Raw genomic sequence first — 16,388 nt, 5'->3', positions numbered from 1 at the left:
ATTCCTTCTCTGGGGCAATGATGGCGCTACCTTAGCACAGCACCGAATGAAGAAAACCCCTGAGGCTCAGGGGTTTATCGCACTATAAAGGACAAGAGGGCACAGTTGGCTAGATGATCGCAGCCAGCTCGGCCCCTTGCCGGATGGCGCGCTTGGCATCCAGCTCGGCAGCCACGTCGGCTCCGCCGATGATATGCACCGGCTTGCCTGCCGCCTGCAACCCGGCCTGCAGTTCTTTAAGGGGCTCCTGCCCGGCGCAGACGATAACCTGATCCACCGGCAGACACTGCTTGGTCTCGCCCACCTGAATGTGCAAACCCGCGTCATCGATCCCCAGATATTGCACCCCGGAGAGCATCTGCACCTTGCGGTTCTTGAGCACGGTACGGTGGATCCAGCCGGTTGTCTTGCCAAGTCCGTCACCCACCTTGCTCTCCTTGCGCTGGAGCAGCCAGATCTGACGCTCGGGGGCGTCGATTTCAGGAGCCGTGAGGCCACCGCGCTCGCCGAGTTGCTTGTCAATGCCCCACTCCTTGAGCCAGTGATCACGGTGCCCATCGGCATCCATCTCCACTTTCTTCTCTACCAGATACTCAGCTACATCGAAGCCGATGCCGCCGGCACCGATCACCGCCACCTTCTGGCCGACCGGTTTGTGATCCCGCAATACATCGAGATAACTCATCACCTTGGGATGTTCGATGCCCGGAATATTGGGGGTGCGCGGACGAATACCGGTAGCGAGGATCACCTCGTCAAAACCGCCGCCGAGCAGGCTCTCGGCACTCTGGCGCTGGCCCAGATAGAGCTCGACGCCGCACTTCTCCAGCCGTTTGGCGAAATAGCGCAGGGTTTCGTGAAACTCCTCCTTGCCCGGGATCTGCTTGGCGAAGTTGAACTGGCCGCCGATTTCGCTGGCCTGATCGAACAGGCTCACCTGATGACCGCGCTCGGCAGCGTAGCAGGCAAATGCCAGCCCGGCCGGGCCCGCCCCCACCACCGCCAGTTTTTTGGGCTGGGGCACGCGGCCAAAGGTCAGCTCGGTCTCGAAACAGGCGCGGGGATTGACCAGACAGGAGGCGCGCTTCTGCTTGAACACATGGTCGAGGCAGGCTTGATTGCAGGCGATGCAGGTGTTGATCTCGTCCGCCCGGTTCTCGGCCGCCTTGATGACAAACTCCGGGTCCGCCAGGAAAGGGCGCGCCATGGAGACCATATCCGCCTCGCCACCCGCCAGAATCCGCTCGGCCACCTCGGGGGTGTTGATACGGTTGGTGGTAATGAGGGGCACCTTGAGGTGTTTTTTCAGCTCCGCTGTCACCCAGCTGAAGGCGCCGCGTGGCACGCTGGTGGCGATGGTGGGAATGCGCGCTTCGTGCCAACCGATACCGGTGTTGATCAGGGTCACCCCCACAGCTTCCAGCGCTTTGCCAAGGGCAATCACCTCTTCCAGGGTCGAGCCCTGCTCCACCAGATCCAGCATGGAGAGGCGGAAGATAATGATGAAGTCGGTGCCGACCCGCTCGCGGATGGCGCGGACAATCTCCACCGGGAAGCGCATCCGGTTTTCGCTGCTGCCGCCCCAGCCATCGGTCCGTTTGTTGGTGCGCTCGCAGATGAACTGGTTGATGAGATAGCCTTCCGAGCCCATCACCTCGACGCCGTCATAACCGGCTGCCTTAGCCAGCGCTGCTGTAGCCGCGAAGTCGCGAATGGTGCCGCGGATCTGTCGCTCGCTCATGGCGCGTGGCTTGAACGGGGAGATGGGTGCCTTGAGGGCGCTCGGCGCCAGACTGAACGGATGATAGGCGTAACGACCGGCATGGAGGATCTGCAGCGCTATCTTGCCCCCCTCCTGATGCACGGCGCTGGTCACCTTCTTGTGCTTGCTCACCTGCCAGGGGAAGCTTAGCTGGGAGCCGTGAGGCACCAGCCGACCGCGCAGGTTGGGGGCAATGCCGCCGGTGACGATAAGGCCAACACCACCACGGGCGCGCTCGGCATAAAAGGCGGCCAGCTTGTCAAAACCGCCCTTCTCCTCTTCGAGGCCGGTATGCATGGAGCCCATCAACACGCGATTGCGCAGCTGGGTAAAACCGAGGTCAAGGGGCTTCAGCAGATGGGGATAGCGACTCATGATGCCTTCCTCTTTAAGGCCAGGGTGCATGGAACAACGCCCAACACCCGGTTGCGCAGCTGGGTAAAACCAAGGTCGAGCGGGGTCAGCAGGGTCGGATAGCGGCTCACGATGCCTCCAGTTAATTTTTTGTTATCAAACTGAGGCTAGAGTAAAGAATCGAAAATTCTTTTTCAAACAAATGTTTGGACAATTTTTCAGCGAACAGCCGTGCCCTGAACGAAGATAGACGGGATCCGCCAGTCGGAAATGGCAATTTCGCCCGCAACTGGTTAATAATGGCTCTTCTCTACCCATTAACAGGGCGATAACGCGACTATGTCTATTTTCAAAGGTCTGGGTTGGTTGTTCCGCAGCCTGTGGCGCCTGCTCAATTTCACCCGGCTGATGCTGGTCAATCTGCTGTTTCTCATCGTAGTGCTGGTCATCGTCTTCAGCGTCAGCCAGAAAGAGGCTCCCAAGGCGCCCATCGAAGGGGCGCTGACCCTCAATCTCAACGGCGTGCTGGTGGAGCAACGCTCCCAGACAGATCCCACCGTACAACTGCTGCGCCAGATGGACAGCAGCGACGAGCAGCCGAGCGAGATCGTCCTCTCCGACCTGCTGTGGGCCATCAAGAGTGCCAAGGATGACGAGCGCATCAAGGCGCTGGTGATCAAGCCGCAAGGGCTGCAGGGAGCCAACTTCACCAAACTGCAGGAGGTGGCGAGTGCCATCGACTCCTTCCGGGAGAGCGGCAAACCGGTGATCGCCATGGCCGACTTCTACACTCAAGGCCAGTACCTGCTGGCGGCCCACGCCGATCACGTGCTGCTCAACCAGAGCGGCGCCGTGGTGATTGAGGGGCTTGGTGTCTACCAGACCTACTTCAAGTCGGCGCTGGAGAAGCTCAACATCACCCCGCATGTATTCAAGGTCGGCACCTACAAATCCTTCGTCGAACCCTATACCCGCGACGAGATGTCCCCCGAGAGCAAAGAAGCAAACCAGCGCTGGCTGGATCAGCTGTGGCAATCCTATGTGGCTGACGTAGCCGAGCAGCGGGAGATCGAACCCGAGGCGGTCGCGCCAGGCAAGGATCGCTTCCTCGAGCTGCTGCGCAAAGCCGGTGGCAATGCCGCCAACTACGCCCTCGACAACGGTCTGGTGGATCAGCTGGCCACCCGCGACGAGATGACCCAGGCGGTCATTAAAGAGGTGGGTGAAGCGGACGACCACGGCTGGAAAGGGGTCGGCCTGAAAGAGTATCTGGCTGCCATTCCGGAACAATATCCCCAGAGCGGCAAGGATGAGGTGGGTCTGGTGGTCGCCAGCGGCGCCATCATGGATGGCGTCCAGCCTGCCGGCACCATCGGCGGTGATAGCCTCTCCGACCTGCTGGCCGATGCTCGCCGCGATGACAAGGTCAAAGCAGTGGTCCTGCGGGTCGACAGCCCGGGCGGCAGCGCCTTCGCCGCCGAGCAGATCCGCGCCGAGCTGCTGGCCCTGAAACAGGCAGGCAAACCGGTAGTTGTCTCCATGGGCAGCTATGCCGCCTCCGGTGGCTACTGGATCTCCGCCGATGCGGACAAGATCTTCGCCTCCCCGACCACCCTCACCGGCTCCATCGGGGTGTTCGGCATGTTTGCCACCATCGACAAGGCGTTGGCCCAGTTCGGCGTGCATACCGACGGGGTTGGCACCACAGATTACGTTGGCGTCGGCCCGACCCGCGCCCTGCCGGATCACGTCGGTCGGGCAATCCAGCTGAGCGTGGAAGATACCTACCAGCGCTTCATCGGTCTGGTCAGCAAGGGCCGCGGCCTGAGCCCGGAAGAGGCCGAAAAAGCGGCCGAAGGCCGAGTCTGGACCGGCGAAGATGCCAAGGCCCTGGGTCTGGTGGACGAGTTCGGCAATCTGGATGACGCCATCAAGGCCGCCGCCGAACTGGCCAACCTCAAGGAGTGGCAGGTGACCCCCATCGAGCAGGAGGAGTCCACCAAGGACAAGTTCCTGCGCCAGCTGTTTGACAGCAGCGCCCAAGTGCTGGCCCCCCAGTTGCAAAGCTGGCTGCCAGTCGGCTTTGGCAAGGCCTTGGTGGAAGTGAACCGCAGTCTCGACCCGCTCACCCGCTTCAACGATCCGCAAGGCACCTACGCCTTCTGCCCGGTCTGCGTGCAGTAAGCAAGCGGTGACTCTCCCCATAAAAAACGGCGACCATCTGGTCGCCGTTTTCTTTATTCAGCCAGTGCGCGCGGCACCGCCAACTTGCTCAATCAGGGATTGAGGCGGGTCGGCATACCGGTACGCTGTTCCAGCACCTGCTTGACCACGTTGGAGTCAGACTCGGCGTGCGCGATGAAGCGGGTGATGGCCGGTGTCATCGGGAGCGGCACGGAGGCGGTGGAGTTGAACTCCTCCTCGGTGCGCGACAGCGGCTCGTGTACTTCCATGTAGCGACCGCCATCCGGCTCGACCGTGGTCTTGACCGGCTGGTTGACGAACTGGACGCGGGTGCCGACCGGCACGTTGTCGAACAGATACTTGATGTCGTCAGCGCGCAGACGCACGCAGCCGCTGCTCACCCGCAGACCGATACCGAAGGTGGCGTTGGTGCCGTGGATGGCATAGAGGTTGCCGATATAGAGGGCGTGCAGACCCATGGGGTTATCCGGACCGGCTGGCCATACTGCCGGCAGGGTCTTGCCCTGGGCGGCATAGCGACGACGGATGTTCTCGGTCGGGGTCCAGGTCGGGTTGGCGCGCTTGCGCTCTACCTTGGTGATCCAGTTCTCCGGGGTGTTTACCCCCAGCTGACCGATGCCGATGGGCAGCACTTCCACCACGTTCTTCCCTTTCGGGTAGTAGTAGAGACGCATCTCGGCAACGTTGATGACGATCCCTTCGCGGGGCGCGTTGGGCAGGATCAGCTGGTGGGGGATGATCAGGGTGCTACCCGCCTTCGGCAGATAGGGATCTACGCCCGGGTTGGCTTCCATGATGTTGGTCAGACCCAGCTGGAAGTCAGCAGCGATCTGCTCCAGCGGACGGTTGTCCGCAGGCACCACGTATTCCTGGTTTTCACCGATCAGGCGGCTGTTGGCCGCAGGCAGACGGTACTCGACGGCGGCAGCCTGCTGGCTGACCAGCGCAAATGTGCATAAAAGGGCCGAAGCGGCAGTGCGAAGGGGATTCATAAAATTCCTGTGTGGTTTCCTGTACCAAATGGGCCGGGGGCCGTCTCATCCTCGGTCTGCCGGTGGCGGGTCAACCTGCCCCACGACGCCAATAACCGAGCGCGCATTCTTTCCTGAGTCGGCCAAAATTTCAACTTCCATATGTTGCTTTTCTTGTTAAAAGTAGCCGTTTTCGGTGTGACGCTTATCAACAGGGCAAAAGCCACACAGGCAAGTCGCAGCAAAGAGAAAGATGAATGGCACGGCCCGCCTGTCAGCAAGCCACCCGAGCCCCATCAACCACAACGCAGCGCCACCTTGCTTCACGGTTGCAGCCCTAGCTGAAACGTTTGTCACACCGGGAGAGATAGACCAATGTCGATAGAGGCTCTGTATTGGCATGAAGAGGGATAAAACCGCGCATCGGCCACCCGCCGGTGCTGGCAGCCACCATAAAAAAACCGCTCCGAAGAGCGGTTAATGGAGCCACCAGGCAACCATAAAAGGGACTACAGGTAGTTGTCATTGGAATTACTGGACGGCTGCCTCTCCGGTGCCACTCTGCTCCTTGAGGAAGCTGATCCACGGAGATGCCCGACCGCTGACGTTGCCATTCTGAGCCGCCTGGGTGAAGGCGTTGAGGGCCTCCTTCGGCTTTTGTTGCTCAAAATAGGCGACCCCGGTCAGGAACTTGAGATCAGCACGCTGTTCACCATTGGCATTGGCGGCCGGTTTGGCGGCCAGCGCCACCAGATCCTGATAGCGTTTGCTCTGGATCATCATGCGTGCCATTTTCAGCTGCAATTCGGCGCTCGGGACCAGCTGGTAGGATTTGGCCAGGGTATCGATGGCCGGATCCAGCTCCTTGGCCTGATGCCAGTAGTTGGCCAGGGTCTTGTAGTTGCCGGCGCTCGGCTCAATCAGCCCATCCTTCATCCCCTTCTCCATCACCCGGGCGGCGCGATGGGGAATGCCGGTGAAGGCGAGGTAGTTGGCGAGGCGCTGCAGCTCGGCGGCCTCGGTCAACATGCCGAGGTTGTAGGCCGACTCCAGCGCCGCCAGCGCCTTGGCATCGTTGCCTGCCTGCATATGCATGGCCGACAGCTGGGTCCAGTACTTCTTCTTCTCCGGGAACATGTTGACCAGAGAGGTCAGCACCTCGGTCGCCGGTTTGTACTGTTTCAGCTCGTAGTGAGCGCCCATCTTCAGCAGATACCAGGACTCCGGCGCTTTACCTGCCGACAGCTTGATCGCCTGATCCACCGCCGGAATCGCGTCACGGTACTGCTTGAGCTGCACGTGTGCGTTGGCCAGCGTGATATAGGCATGGGAGTTGGGCTTGTCATCCTTGCCCTGGTTGGCAAACCACTCCTTCATGGTCTTGATCGAGCCCTGATAATTACCCTCCGCCATATAGAGCTGGGCCAGGTTGTAGCGCACCTGCTGGGCCACAGGTGGCGGCAGGCCGCCTGTCGCGATGGCATCAGCAAAGTACTTGGTCGCCTGACCGTATTTCTCCTGCTGGGCGGCTACGAAACCGAGAGTCTGCAATATGACCCCCTTGTCGTAGACCCGCTCGCCCGCGCTGGAGAGGGCATCTTGCAGCTTGGCATTGGCCTCGCCGTATTTCTTCTCGGTGATCAGCTCCTGCGCCTTGTTGACCGCCCGATAGGCCCGATCCGACAGGGCCGGCTGCTCGGCGGCCCAACTGGCGGTGCTGAGCAGCACCGCCATGGCGACCGGGGCGAGGATCATCTTGTGTAACTTGTTCATCGCCACCTTCCTTAGTTGACCGCAAACTCGATCTCTTGCTGCATACGGCTCGCCTGCGGCTTGCCATCCACCATGGCCGGTTTGAACGTCCACTTGGCGATGGTTTTGCGCGCCTCTTTACCGAGGTCATAGCTGCGCGGCTCTTCCTTGACGATCCGCACGTTGCTGACGGTGCCGCGCTCGGTGACGGTGAACTCCACCAGCACCTTGCCGGAGGCCAGCCCCGCCAGTGCCGCCTTGCGGGGCATCATGGGCTCGAAGGTTGCCAGCGGAATAGCGCCGTTGTTGCCACCGACGCCGCCACCACCACCGCCGGTGCTGTAAGCACCCAGCGCGTTACCACCACCGATATTGACCGGGATGTCGAGCTTGGGCATGTCCATCGGCGCGCTCTCCATCTTCGGCCGATCCGTGCTGGCCACCTCCATCTCGGGAGGCGGTGGCGGACGCTTGGGCGGCGGCGGTTTGGGCAGCTCCCGCTGTTTCTCTTGCAGGGTCTCCTGGGGCTTGAGGCGGATGAAATCGGTCATGGTGACGTCATCCTTCTCCACCAGCTCCCGGTGATCCGGTGTGATCAGCTTGTTCATTCCCAGAAACAGAAAGAACACCACCACACAGGAGACCGCCAACGATATCAGGTATCTCATAGGTCTCTCTCCGGCATCAGCTGCTCTTGTCTGCCGCGATGGAGATGTTCTGGACACCGGCCATGCGGATCTGATCCATGACCTGCACCACCAGACCGGAACGGGATTCGTTATCGGCCTGGATCACCACGGCGCTCTCCGGGTTTTCGGCCCGCAGCCGCTCGATGTTGGCGCGCACCGCCCCCACCTCAACCACCCGCTTGTCGACCCAGACCTGACCGTTTTCGCGCACCGCGACCATGATATTGCCCTTCTTCACCGTCTCGGCCGTGCTGGCACTGGGACGGTTGATCTCGACACCGGACTCCTTGACGAAGGAGGTGGTGACGATGAAGAAGATCAGCATGATGAACACTATGTCCAGCATGGGGGTCAAATCGATAGCCGCCTCGTCAGCACCGCTGTCGCTGTAACGTTTTCTCATAGCAGAAACTCCTTGCTTGTTCTGTGCCCCCGGCAGGCCATGCCTCGCCGGGGGTATGCATCCTGCGTCAACCGTGTTTCAAGTTGTCTTCCAGCTTTTGCACCGCCAGTTTGGCCTTGTGATCGAGCTGGTTGACAAAAAACAGGCCGGAAAGGGCGGCGATCATGCCCGCCATGGTCGGTACCGTTGCCTTGGAGATCCCCGATGCCATCGCCCGCGGCGAACCGGTGCCGGTGATGGCCAGGGTGTCAAACACCTGCACCATCCCCACCACGGTGCCGAGCAGCCCCATCAACGGGCAGAGAGCGATCAGCACCTTGATGACCGGCATCCCCTTGTCCACCGCCATGGCAACCCGTGAGACCAGCTCGCGCCGGATCTGCTTGGCAGACCAAGAGAGGTGATCGGTGCGGGCCAGCCAGGTGGCCTTGGTCTGCTTCACCTGCTTGGGGTAAACCGCCATGAAGTAGAACCAGCGCTCCAGCAACAGGGCCCACATCATCAGGGTCAGGAAGAACAGGGCGACCAGTACATCGCCCCCCAATCCCAAAAACCGGCGGACCGACTCGACTTCTTCAATCAACCAGAACCACATGGGTGACTCCTTACGCTGCGGCTTTGGAGGCGTGCAGACGTTCCTGATAACGGGCCACGAAACCGGCGCTCTGCTCTTCCAGCACCTGGATCAGACGACGACTCTGGGTCTGCACTATGGTGTAGAGGAACAGCATGGGCACCGCGACGACCAGACCCTGCATGGTGGTCACCAGCGCCTCGGAGATACCGCCCGCCATCAGCTTGGGATCGCCGGTACCGAACAGGGTGATGGCCTGGAAGGTGGCGATCATCCCCACTACGGTGCCGAGCAGGCCCAGCAGCGGCGCGACGGAAGCGATCAGCTTGATGATGCTGATACCCTTCTCGAACTTGGGCACGTTGCGCAGGATGATCTCGTCGAGCTTGGACTCCAGATCCTCGATGTTGTCACCGCGATGGCTCTGGTAGGCTCCCAGCATGTCACCAATGGGGTTGCCCTTGATGATCTGATCGGATTTCAGCTGCTTGCGCATGGACGAGCCGATCAACGACAGCCGGATACCGCAGAAGATGGCCAGCAGGGTACCGAGCACACCGAGCACCATGATGACGTAACCCACTTCACCACCCTGATCGATCCGCTCCTTGAGAGTCGGTGACTGCACCAGCAGAGAAAGGATCACGCCGCGAGATGGGTCGATAAAGATGGGTTTGACCCCGTCACCGCCCTGTTCAAACTCGGCGATCGGTTCCAGCACCCCCTTGTCAGGTTGACGGGAAAGCTGCTCGAACTTGCCGGTCTCCGGCACGAAGGTGAGGTACTTGCCTTCGGAGACAGTGTTGAACTCACCGATCTGGGTGACCGTCTTCTCGGCCTGGTTGCCTTCGCCGTAGACCACGGTCGCCGGGATCTGGCTCACCTTGCCACCGTCCACCATGCGGCTGAGGGTGGTGGTCCAGAACGCTTCCAGATCGTCGCTGGAGGGGAGCTCTTTACTCTCGGCCAGACGGGTCAGCAGCGCGGTCTGTTCCGGATGCTCGACCCGACGAGCGGAGGCGTTGAAGATCCCCTTGAACTCACCAGCGAACTGACGCAGCACACCAAACATCTCGCCCATGTTGCCGGAACGCTGGCGCAGGGTTTCAGTCAGCTCGGTCAGCTGCTTGTCGTTGGCATCAAAGGTCGCCTTGAGCTGCTCGCCCTTGGCGGTTTCGGCTGCCAGCTCGGCCTTGGCCTTGGCCAGCAGCGCCCCCTGCTCGTTCTTGTCAGCCAGGAAGCGGGCTTCCCGCTCCTTGTTGAGTTGGGATTCGCTCAGGCTGGAGGCCTTGACCTGATTCAGCAGCGCATTGAGATCCACCGGTTTTTCGGCGGCGGTCACCGGCAGGGTGACCAGGGTTGCTCCCGCAATCAGGGAGGCAATCGCAAGTTTGATTCCTTTCATGATGCTTTCTCCGCAGTTTGAACCGGCAGCTTGATCAGAGCGGGAGGCGCCTGCTTCTTGGCGATGCGAAGGCCCTGTTCAACCGCACTGCGATACTCCTGGGGCAACTCTTCCCACTGGCGAGTCTTCTTGTTCCACATCCCGGTTTCATTGCCATCCGGGGATTGATAAAGCAGCGCGATGCGGCCAACCCGCAGGAACTCGTAGGTCTTCTCGCTGCCATCCTTGTCCAGGCTCGCCTTGTAGGATTCGATGGTGCGGCTGAAGCCCTCCTCGATCTGGTAGGCCTCCAGGATCTTGCGGTACTTCTCGGAGATGGTGACATCGGCCCGGTTCATCAGGTCGGTCAGGGCTGCTACGCGGTCCTCGCGCTCGACCTTCTGGAACGGCAGATCCAGCGCCACAAACTGCTCGAGGGAGTCGATCATCTTGAGCATCAGGGGGACGACTTCGGTGCTGGTCTGATCAATCTGGGCGATCTGCTTTTGCATCGACGCCAGCTCGGCACTCTGGGACTCGACCATCTTGCTCACCTGCTCGTTGTAGGTGCGCAGACTGTCGACCTGACGCAGGGCGGCCTTGTACTGGGCCAGTGCGGATTCGGCAGATTCGGCATAGCTGTCGATCTTCTGCTGGGAAACTTTGGATGCGTTGTCGGTGGCGGCTTGAGCGTCCACGGCCTGACTGGCAGTGGCGGCACTCAGACTGAAGCTGGTCAACAAGGCGGCCGAAACCAGGCTGCCAAGGAGCGCTTTCTTCATTGTAATGGTCCTTGTCTTCATAGGATTACCCTATCTCCGTAACTTCCTTGGACGTTGGGCACAGCCGGCCCGACCGGGCCGGCTGAGGTTGTATATCAACAGGGTTGATTAGAACTTCTGGGTGTAGTCGATGTAGTAGACGCGACCGTCGATGCCGTAGAGGTCTTCTTCATAGGTGAAGCCATCGTTGGACAGAGAAGGCCCGCGGTTGAACATGTTCTTCACACCGGTCTGGATCTTGGCATTCCAGCTGGTATCGACCGCGACGTTAAGATTCCAGATGGTGTTGGAAGCGATATGCCCCTCTTCCTTGCCATCCACATAGTCCTGGCTCTGGGAGTCGATATAGTTGGTGCTCAGGTAGGTATCCAGATTCCACAGCTGCGGGAAGTTGGCACCAATCCCGGAGTTGAAGCGGAAGTCGGGTTTGCCATTCCAGCCCTTCTTGTCGACCATTGGGCCGCCAGCAAACAGACCCTCTTCATACTTCAGGATGTAAGTGCTGCCAAAGTCATAGCGCAGGGTGAAGGAGTTGAAGTCGTACTTGTAGTCCGCCTTGAAGTCGATACCACTGGTCTTGAGTTGCCCAAGGTTGACCATACCGGCATAGACCATCTCGACATCGCCGTTGGCATCACGGATGACGTTCGGGTTGCTGCCGGTATTGAGCTCTTGATAGAACTGGGTCTGGGTGGTAGCCAGCTGGATCACGTCATCAATCTTGATGTAGTAGTAATCGAGCGACAGATTCAGATTGTCCAGTGGGTTGTAGGCAGTACCGATAGTGAAGGTGTTGGCGGTCTCTTCCTTCAGGTTCTTGTTGGATTGACGGGTGGTCATGTACTGCTCTTCGGAGCAGTTGGCCACACCATTGGCCTGGCAATAGACATAGTCCTTGGCAAAGTCCGCTGACTGAGCATCAGCCGCGTAGAGATCGTTCAGACCCGGCGCGCGGAAAGACTGGGACCAGGAGGTACGGAACATCAGCTGGTCGAGCGGTTGATAACGCAGACTCGCTTTGGGCGAGAAGGCGCTGCCAAAATCGCTGTACTTGTCATAACGACCCGCCAGGTTCAGTTCGATCTGCTCGGTGATGGGGATCAGGCTCTCGATGTAGGTGGCAAACACATCGCGTACACCACCACCGGAGTTACCGGATGAACCCAGTACGTTACCCGCTTCAGACTGGCTGTCATAGGTATCGGAGTAAACCCAATCGTTATACTCGGCCCCAAGGTACCAGCTGACCGGGCCAGCGGGCAGTTCGCCCATATCCCAACCTACACCGCCGTACCACTGGAAGAAGTCCATCTTGGAATTGCGGCTGGTGGTATAGGAGAGATCCTTGGTCGCCGCATCAGAGAAGCTGCCATTAACAAACTTGCCGGTATTGACCTGAGTTTCCACGGCGGGTGCCAAGACATAACCATTGCCGGTGCTCTGGTTATCTGTTTTGGAATACATGTAACCGGCATTCCATTCCAGATCGCCTACTGCTTCGGTCGGCACCACCCCTTCAAAACCCAGGTTCAGGGTACCAGTCAAGTCAGTCACATCGTTGTCACGGGGACCGACGTTGTTAAAGCGGTAGTAAACGGTCGCAGCCTTGGCGGTGCTGAAGTTGTTGGCAGACAGCACTGCTGCGCTTTCAGGGGTGGAACCATCCACGGTGAAGGCACCAGCAGCTGGCGCGAAACGACCAAAACTGGTGACGCGAGAACCAATCATCTGTGGCACGAAATCCACATTGTCGTTGATATGGTAGCGACCGTTGAGGTAGACGGTGTCACGGGTACGAGAGGCAGTCTTGGCAGCGACTTGAGCAAAGTCGAAACGGCAAGCAGTGCCCTTGGTGACGAAACCGGTGCCGGTACCTTCACAGTCAACCCCATTCAGGGTACGGGTAACCGTCTTGCCGGTAGTGGCATCCACTCCCTTGATATTGCGGCCATAGAGACTCGGAGCAGTTGCCCCCTCTTTCGCCAGATAGTCGCGATCCTTGTAATAGATCTCGTCTTTCACATCGTGCTCGTAGACCATCATCAGGGAGCCTTTCTCACCCGAGATGCCGCTAACGATGGAACCACTCTGCTCGTCCCCCCCCTCTTCGGTCGGTGAACCAATACGTCCCTGGAAAGTCAGCCCTTCGAAACCCTCTTTGAGGATCACGTTGATAACGCCGCCGATGGCATCAGAGCCATAGAGTGCGGAGCCACCATCCAGGTTCACTTCCACCCGCTCAACCGCCGCCATGGGGATGGTATTGAGGTTGATGGCAGTGCCACCCATAGAGGGAGAACCAGCGATACGCTTGCCATTAAGCAGCACCAGCGTGCGATCTTCACCAAGGCCACGCAGCCCTACTGTGGCTTGTGACTGGGCAGAACTACCGGAGGATGGGGAGAAACCACCGAAGGAGTTGTAGGAGGCCTGTTTCAGATAATCGGCCACAGTCTGCTGACCAGACTGTTCAATTTGGGCCTTGCTGACAGAGACAACCGGAGTCGCCCCCTCAACATCAACACGGGAGATACGGGAGCCAGTGACTTTGATTTTCTGCAGTTTTTCGACGTTCTGCCCTTCTTCGGCAGATACGGATGGGGCCGCCGCAAGGCTCGCCAAGGCGAACGCAATCGCAGCAGAGATTCTGCTCTTCCTAAGCATCGCTTATATCCTTCCTGGTTGTTTATTGTTTGCTTCCTGATACCGCCCTCTTTGGAGCGATGTGTAAGGCTTATCAATCTTTGACTAGCGACGTCAATGGAGCAGGGGTGTGGCGAGGTCGGACGTAGAATAAGCGGAGTGTATTAATTTTGACCGGCATAATTAGTGAATAATTCTGCCAAAAACAACCCACACAATGTAAAAACATTGTTAAATGGCATAAATGGCGCTGAATTAAAATTTGATGAACTTATTAGTTAACGTGCTGTCCGTTTATATCTTATTTTGATTTATTGGCATTAATAAGAATAAAACACTAACTTCATGAGGGTTGCACCTGACCGTTCTCATGGGGATAACAGATAAAATTGTCGAGATGACATCGTTTTCCTTCAATTTCACACCACAAACAAAAACATTACAAATCAACAAATTAAAACCAATTAAAACTAAAACAAACAGCTGTTTATATTTTTTAAAATAATGTTGAGCAGTAGCGTTTTGTTTTGATTTTCACTTTTCAGATAAAAAACGTCATTTTTCGGTGCTTTTGGTCTCAGCGGGTCATTTGTCCCAGTTTTCCATTTCCTTGTACTTGATTTTTGTTGCAGAGCTTTTACAGTGGCCAAGCGGATTGTCTGCTGTTTGGCAACCAATCCAGCGCGTAATGCCAGGAAGGACAGGCCCGTCACCGGATTTGACTGGCCGCAAAAAAGAACAACAAGGACGAGGTTCCACCATGCTGTCGTATTTCCTACGCCGGATGCTTTTGATCATCCCGACGTTTCTCGGTATCACCCTGCTCGTCTTCACCATCACCCGTTTCGTGCCGGGTGGACCGGTCGAACGCATGCTGCTGCAAGCCCAAGTTTCCCAGAATGAATCCGGCCGCTCCAGTGGCAGCAAGGGGGCACAGGCCCTCTCCGATGAACAGATCGAGGAGCTCAAGGCCTTCTATGGCCTCGACAAGCCCATGCTGGTCGCCTACTGGGAGTGGCTGCAGAAGCTGGCGGTACTCGATCTGGGCGAATCGACCCGCTACTACGAGCCGGTGTGGGATCTCATCAAGGAGCGGCTTCCCGTTACCGCCTTCTTCGGGCTGGCAACCTTTCTGCTGAGCTATGCGGTCTCCATTCCGCTGGGTGTGGCGAAGGCGCTCAGGCACAACAGCCGCTTCGACTCGTTAAGCTCCATGCTCATCTACATGGCCTATGCCCTGCCCGCCTATGTGGTAGGGATCTTCCTCATCACCGTCTTCGCCTTCCATCTGGAGTGGCTGCCGATGGGCGGTTTTCCGGGAGACGACTTTGAATACATGGAGAGCAGCTGGGATCAGATCCGCACTGTCTTTGCCCACGCCCTGCTGCCGCTTATCGCCTACGCCATCGGCGATTTCGCCATCCTCACCATGACCATGAAAAACAGCCTGATGGAGAACCTGTCGGCCGATTATGTGCGCACCGCCGTGGCCAAGGGGTTACCGTTTCGCAAGGCGGTCACCGACCACGCGATGCGCAACAGTCTGATCCCCATCGCCAGTCACCTGGGGTCTGTGCTCACCGTTTTCTTTGGCGGCTCCTTCCTCATCGAGACCATCTTCAACATCGACGGCATCGGCCTGCTCGGTTACGAGGCGATCGTCGAGCGGGATTACCCCACCGTCATGGGCATTCTGGCCATCACCTCCATGCTGATGCTGATTGGCAATATCGTCTCCGATATCTGTGTTGCCCTTGTTGATCCGCGCGTGCGGTTTGGAGAATGACCATGAAGCTCAATCCAGTTACCTTGAAAAAACTCAAGCGCTTCAAGTCGATCAAGCGCGGTTACTACTCCTTCATCATCTTCACCACCCTGGTGCTGCTCTCCCTGCTGGCGGAGCTGCTGGTCAACAGTCGGGCACTGATGGTGAGCTATCAGGGACAGTTGCACTTCCCCACCTATGGCGATGTGATCCCCGGCCAGCAGTTCGGGCTCGATTACGAGTACGAAACCAACTACCGCCAGCTCAAGGCCAAATTTGCCGCAGAGGGCCAGGGCGACTGGGTGCTGCTGCCGCCGGTGCCCTGGAATCCCTACGAGCAGGATTTCAAGGAGGATGCCTACCCGCCCTACGCCCCCAGCGCGGCTGAGCGCCACTTCCTCGGTACCGACACCAGCGGCCGCGACGTACTGGCGCGGCTGGTTTACGGCTTTCGCATCGCCATCGGCTTTGCCTTTATCGCGCTGGCGGCCAGTTACGCCATCGGGGTAACCATCGGCTGTCTGATGGGCTTTCTCGGCGGCCGCTTCGACCTCATCCTGCAACGCTTTATCGAGATCTGGTCCCAAGTGCCGTTTCTCTACGTCATCATGATCCTGGTGTCGCTGGCCAAGCCCAACTTCGGCCTGTTTGTTGCTATCAACGTGCTGTTCGGCTGGATGGGGATCACTTGGTATATGCGCACCCTCACCTACAAGGAGCGGGCGCGGGACTATGTGATGGCGGCGCGGGCGCAAGGGGCGACCACCGGGCGGATCATCTTCAACCACATCCTGCCCAACACCCTGATGATGATCGTCACCCTGGCGCCGTTCGCCGTGGTGGGCAATATCTCCACCCTGACGGCACTCGACTATCTGGGCTTCGGGCTGGCACCGCCGACCCCGAGCTGGGGGGAGCTGCTCTCCCAGGGCATCAACAATCTGGATGCCATCTGGATCGTCAGCTCGGTGGTGGCAGCGGTGAGTCTGGTGCTGATCATGGTCTCCTTTATTGGTGAGGCGATCCGCGAGGCGTTTGATCCGCGCAAATTTACCCGTTACCAATAAGCCAGACGGTACCAGCGCATCGGCAGGCGCCGGGTAA

General features: G+C 58.7%; 12 protein-coding genes. 3 read left to right on the top strand and 9 right to left on the bottom strand.

Going from position 1 to position 16,388, the window contains the following annotated elements:
* Positions 1–109 precede the first annotated feature (109 nt).
* On the bottom strand, positions 110–2,137 hold the full coding sequence (locus AB5Y73_RS01545) for an NADPH-dependent 2,4-dienoyl-CoA reductase (protein ID WP_107682558.1): 2,028 nt from the start codon (positions 2,135–2,137) through the stop codon (positions 110–112).
* A 318-nt stretch (positions 2,138–2,455) separates the two neighbouring features.
* On the opposite strand from AB5Y73_RS01545, the gene sppA reads away from it, so the two are divergent.
* Entirely contained in the window at positions 2,456–4,300 is a 1,845-nt protein-coding gene (gene sppA / locus AB5Y73_RS01540; RefSeq protein WP_107682559.1) for a signal peptide peptidase SppA, read from the top strand.
* Between the two features lie 92 nt (positions 4,301–4,392).
* Here the strand turns inward: sppA and AB5Y73_RS01535 are convergent, their stop codons facing one another.
* The 8 genes from AB5Y73_RS01535 to AB5Y73_RS01500 form a co-directional block, all read right to left on the bottom strand.
* Positions 4,393–5,313, bottom strand: a complete 921-nt coding sequence (locus AB5Y73_RS01535; protein ID WP_005338927.1) for a L,D-transpeptidase family protein — start codon at positions 5,311–5,313, stop codon at positions 4,393–4,395.
* A gap of 510 nt (positions 5,314–5,823) precedes the next feature.
* Positions 5,824–7,065, bottom strand: coding sequence for a lipopolysaccharide assembly protein LapB (locus AB5Y73_RS01530; RefSeq protein WP_107682560.1), 1,242 nt, complete (start codon positions 7,063–7,065; stop codon positions 5,824–5,826).
* Between the two features lie 11 nt (positions 7,066–7,076).
* On the bottom strand, positions 7,077–7,712 hold the full coding sequence (locus tag AB5Y73_RS01525) for an energy transducer TonB (protein WP_005343441.1): 636 nt from the start codon (positions 7,710–7,712) through the stop codon (positions 7,077–7,079).
* A gap of 16 nt (positions 7,713–7,728) precedes the next feature.
* The gene (locus AB5Y73_RS01520) at positions 7,729–8,136 is read right to left on the bottom strand and encodes a biopolymer transporter ExbD (protein WP_005338933.1); all 408 of its coding nucleotides are present in this window, start codon (positions 8,134–8,136) and stop codon (positions 7,729–7,731) included.
* A gap of 67 nt (positions 8,137–8,203) precedes the next feature.
* A complete protein-coding gene (locus AB5Y73_RS01515; RefSeq protein ID WP_005338936.1) occupies positions 8,204–8,731 on the bottom strand; it encodes a MotA/TolQ/ExbB proton channel family protein in 528 nt (175 codons plus the stop codon).
* Between the two features lie 10 nt (positions 8,732–8,741).
* Positions 8,742–10,115: a MotA/TolQ/ExbB proton channel family protein gene (locus AB5Y73_RS01510; protein ID WP_107682561.1), complete on the bottom strand. Its 1,374-nt coding sequence runs from the start codon at positions 10,113–10,115 to the stop codon at positions 8,742–8,744.
* The gene (locus AB5Y73_RS01505) at positions 10,112–10,876 is read right to left on the bottom strand and encodes a DUF3450 domain-containing protein (protein ID WP_107682562.1); all 765 of its coding nucleotides are present in this window, start codon (positions 10,874–10,876) and stop codon (positions 10,112–10,114) included. The genes AB5Y73_RS01510 and AB5Y73_RS01505 overlap by 4 nt, the downstream gene beginning before the upstream one ends.
* A gap of 108 nt (positions 10,877–10,984) precedes the next feature.
* Entirely contained in the window at positions 10,985–13,540 is a 2,556-nt protein-coding gene (locus tag AB5Y73_RS01500; protein ID WP_107682563.1) for a TonB-dependent receptor, read from the bottom strand.
* Positions 13,541–14,279: 739 nt separating this feature from the next.
* Between AB5Y73_RS01500 and AB5Y73_RS01495 the strand changes: the two genes are divergently transcribed.
* Together AB5Y73_RS01495 and AB5Y73_RS01490 are read left to right on the top strand one after the other, a co-directional pair.
* The gene (locus tag AB5Y73_RS01495) at positions 14,280–15,305 is read left to right on the top strand and encodes an ABC transporter permease subunit (RefSeq protein ID WP_139710230.1); all 1,026 of its coding nucleotides are present in this window, start codon (positions 14,280–14,282) and stop codon (positions 15,303–15,305) included.
* 2 nt (positions 15,306–15,307) lie between these two features.
* Positions 15,308–16,351, top strand: coding sequence for an ABC transporter permease (locus tag AB5Y73_RS01490; RefSeq protein ID WP_013724081.1), 1,044 nt, complete (start codon positions 15,308–15,310; stop codon positions 16,349–16,351).
* The last annotated feature ends 37 nt before the right edge of the window (positions 16,352–16,388 follow it).

Origin of the sequence: Aeromonas sp. s7(2024), from assembly GCF_040907825.1 — a bacterium.
GTDB classification, from domain to species: Bacteria; Pseudomonadota; Gammaproteobacteria; order Enterobacterales; family Aeromonadaceae; genus Aeromonas; species Aeromonas veronii.
Note: the sequence above shows the minus strand (reverse complement) of the source record. Positions and strands in the feature narration are given on the sequence as shown.

What these genes read in the sequence shown, in the direction of transcription:
- AB5Y73_RS01520 (WP_005338933.1), bottom strand. Translation starts at nt 8,136, where the DNA reads ATGAGAAAACGTTACAGCGACAGCGGTGCTGACGAGGCGGCTATCGAT.
- AB5Y73_RS01500 (WP_107682563.1), bottom strand. Translation starts at nt 13,540, where the DNA reads ATGCTTAGGAAGAGCAGAATCTCTGCTGCGATTGCGTTCGCCTTGGCG.
- AB5Y73_RS01525 (WP_005343441.1), bottom strand. Translation starts at nt 7,712, where the DNA reads ATGAGATACCTGATATCGTTGGCGGTCTCCTGTGTGGTGGTGTTCTTT.
- AB5Y73_RS01530 (WP_107682560.1), bottom strand. Translation starts at nt 7,065, where the DNA reads ATGAACAAGTTACACAAGATGATCCTCGCCCCGGTCGCCATGGCGGTG.
- AB5Y73_RS01545 (WP_107682558.1), bottom strand. Translation starts at nt 2,137, where the DNA reads ATGAGTCGCTATCCCCATCTGCTGAAGCCCCTTGACCTCGGTTTTACC.
- AB5Y73_RS01535 (WP_005338927.1), bottom strand. Translation starts at nt 5,313, where the DNA reads ATGAATCCCCTTCGCACTGCCGCTTCGGCCCTTTTATGCACATTTGCG.
- AB5Y73_RS01515 (WP_005338936.1), bottom strand. Translation starts at nt 8,731, where the DNA reads ATGTGGTTCTGGTTGATTGAAGAAGTCGAGTCGGTCCGCCGGTTTTTG.
- AB5Y73_RS01495 (WP_139710230.1), top strand. Translation starts at nt 14,280, where the DNA reads ATGCTGTCGTATTTCCTACGCCGGATGCTTTTGATCATCCCGACGTTT.
- AB5Y73_RS01510 (WP_107682561.1), bottom strand. Translation starts at nt 10,115, where the DNA reads ATGAAAGGAATCAAACTTGCGATTGCCTCCCTGATTGCGGGAGCAACC.
- AB5Y73_RS01505 (WP_107682562.1), bottom strand. Translation starts at nt 10,876, where the DNA reads ATGAAGAAAGCGCTCCTTGGCAGCCTGGTTTCGGCCGCCTTGTTGACC.
- AB5Y73_RS01490 (WP_013724081.1), top strand. Translation starts at nt 15,308, where the DNA reads ATGAAGCTCAATCCAGTTACCTTGAAAAAACTCAAGCGCTTCAAGTCG.
- sppA (WP_107682559.1), top strand. Translation starts at nt 2,456, where the DNA reads ATGTCTATTTTCAAAGGTCTGGGTTGGTTGTTCCGCAGCCTGTGGCGC.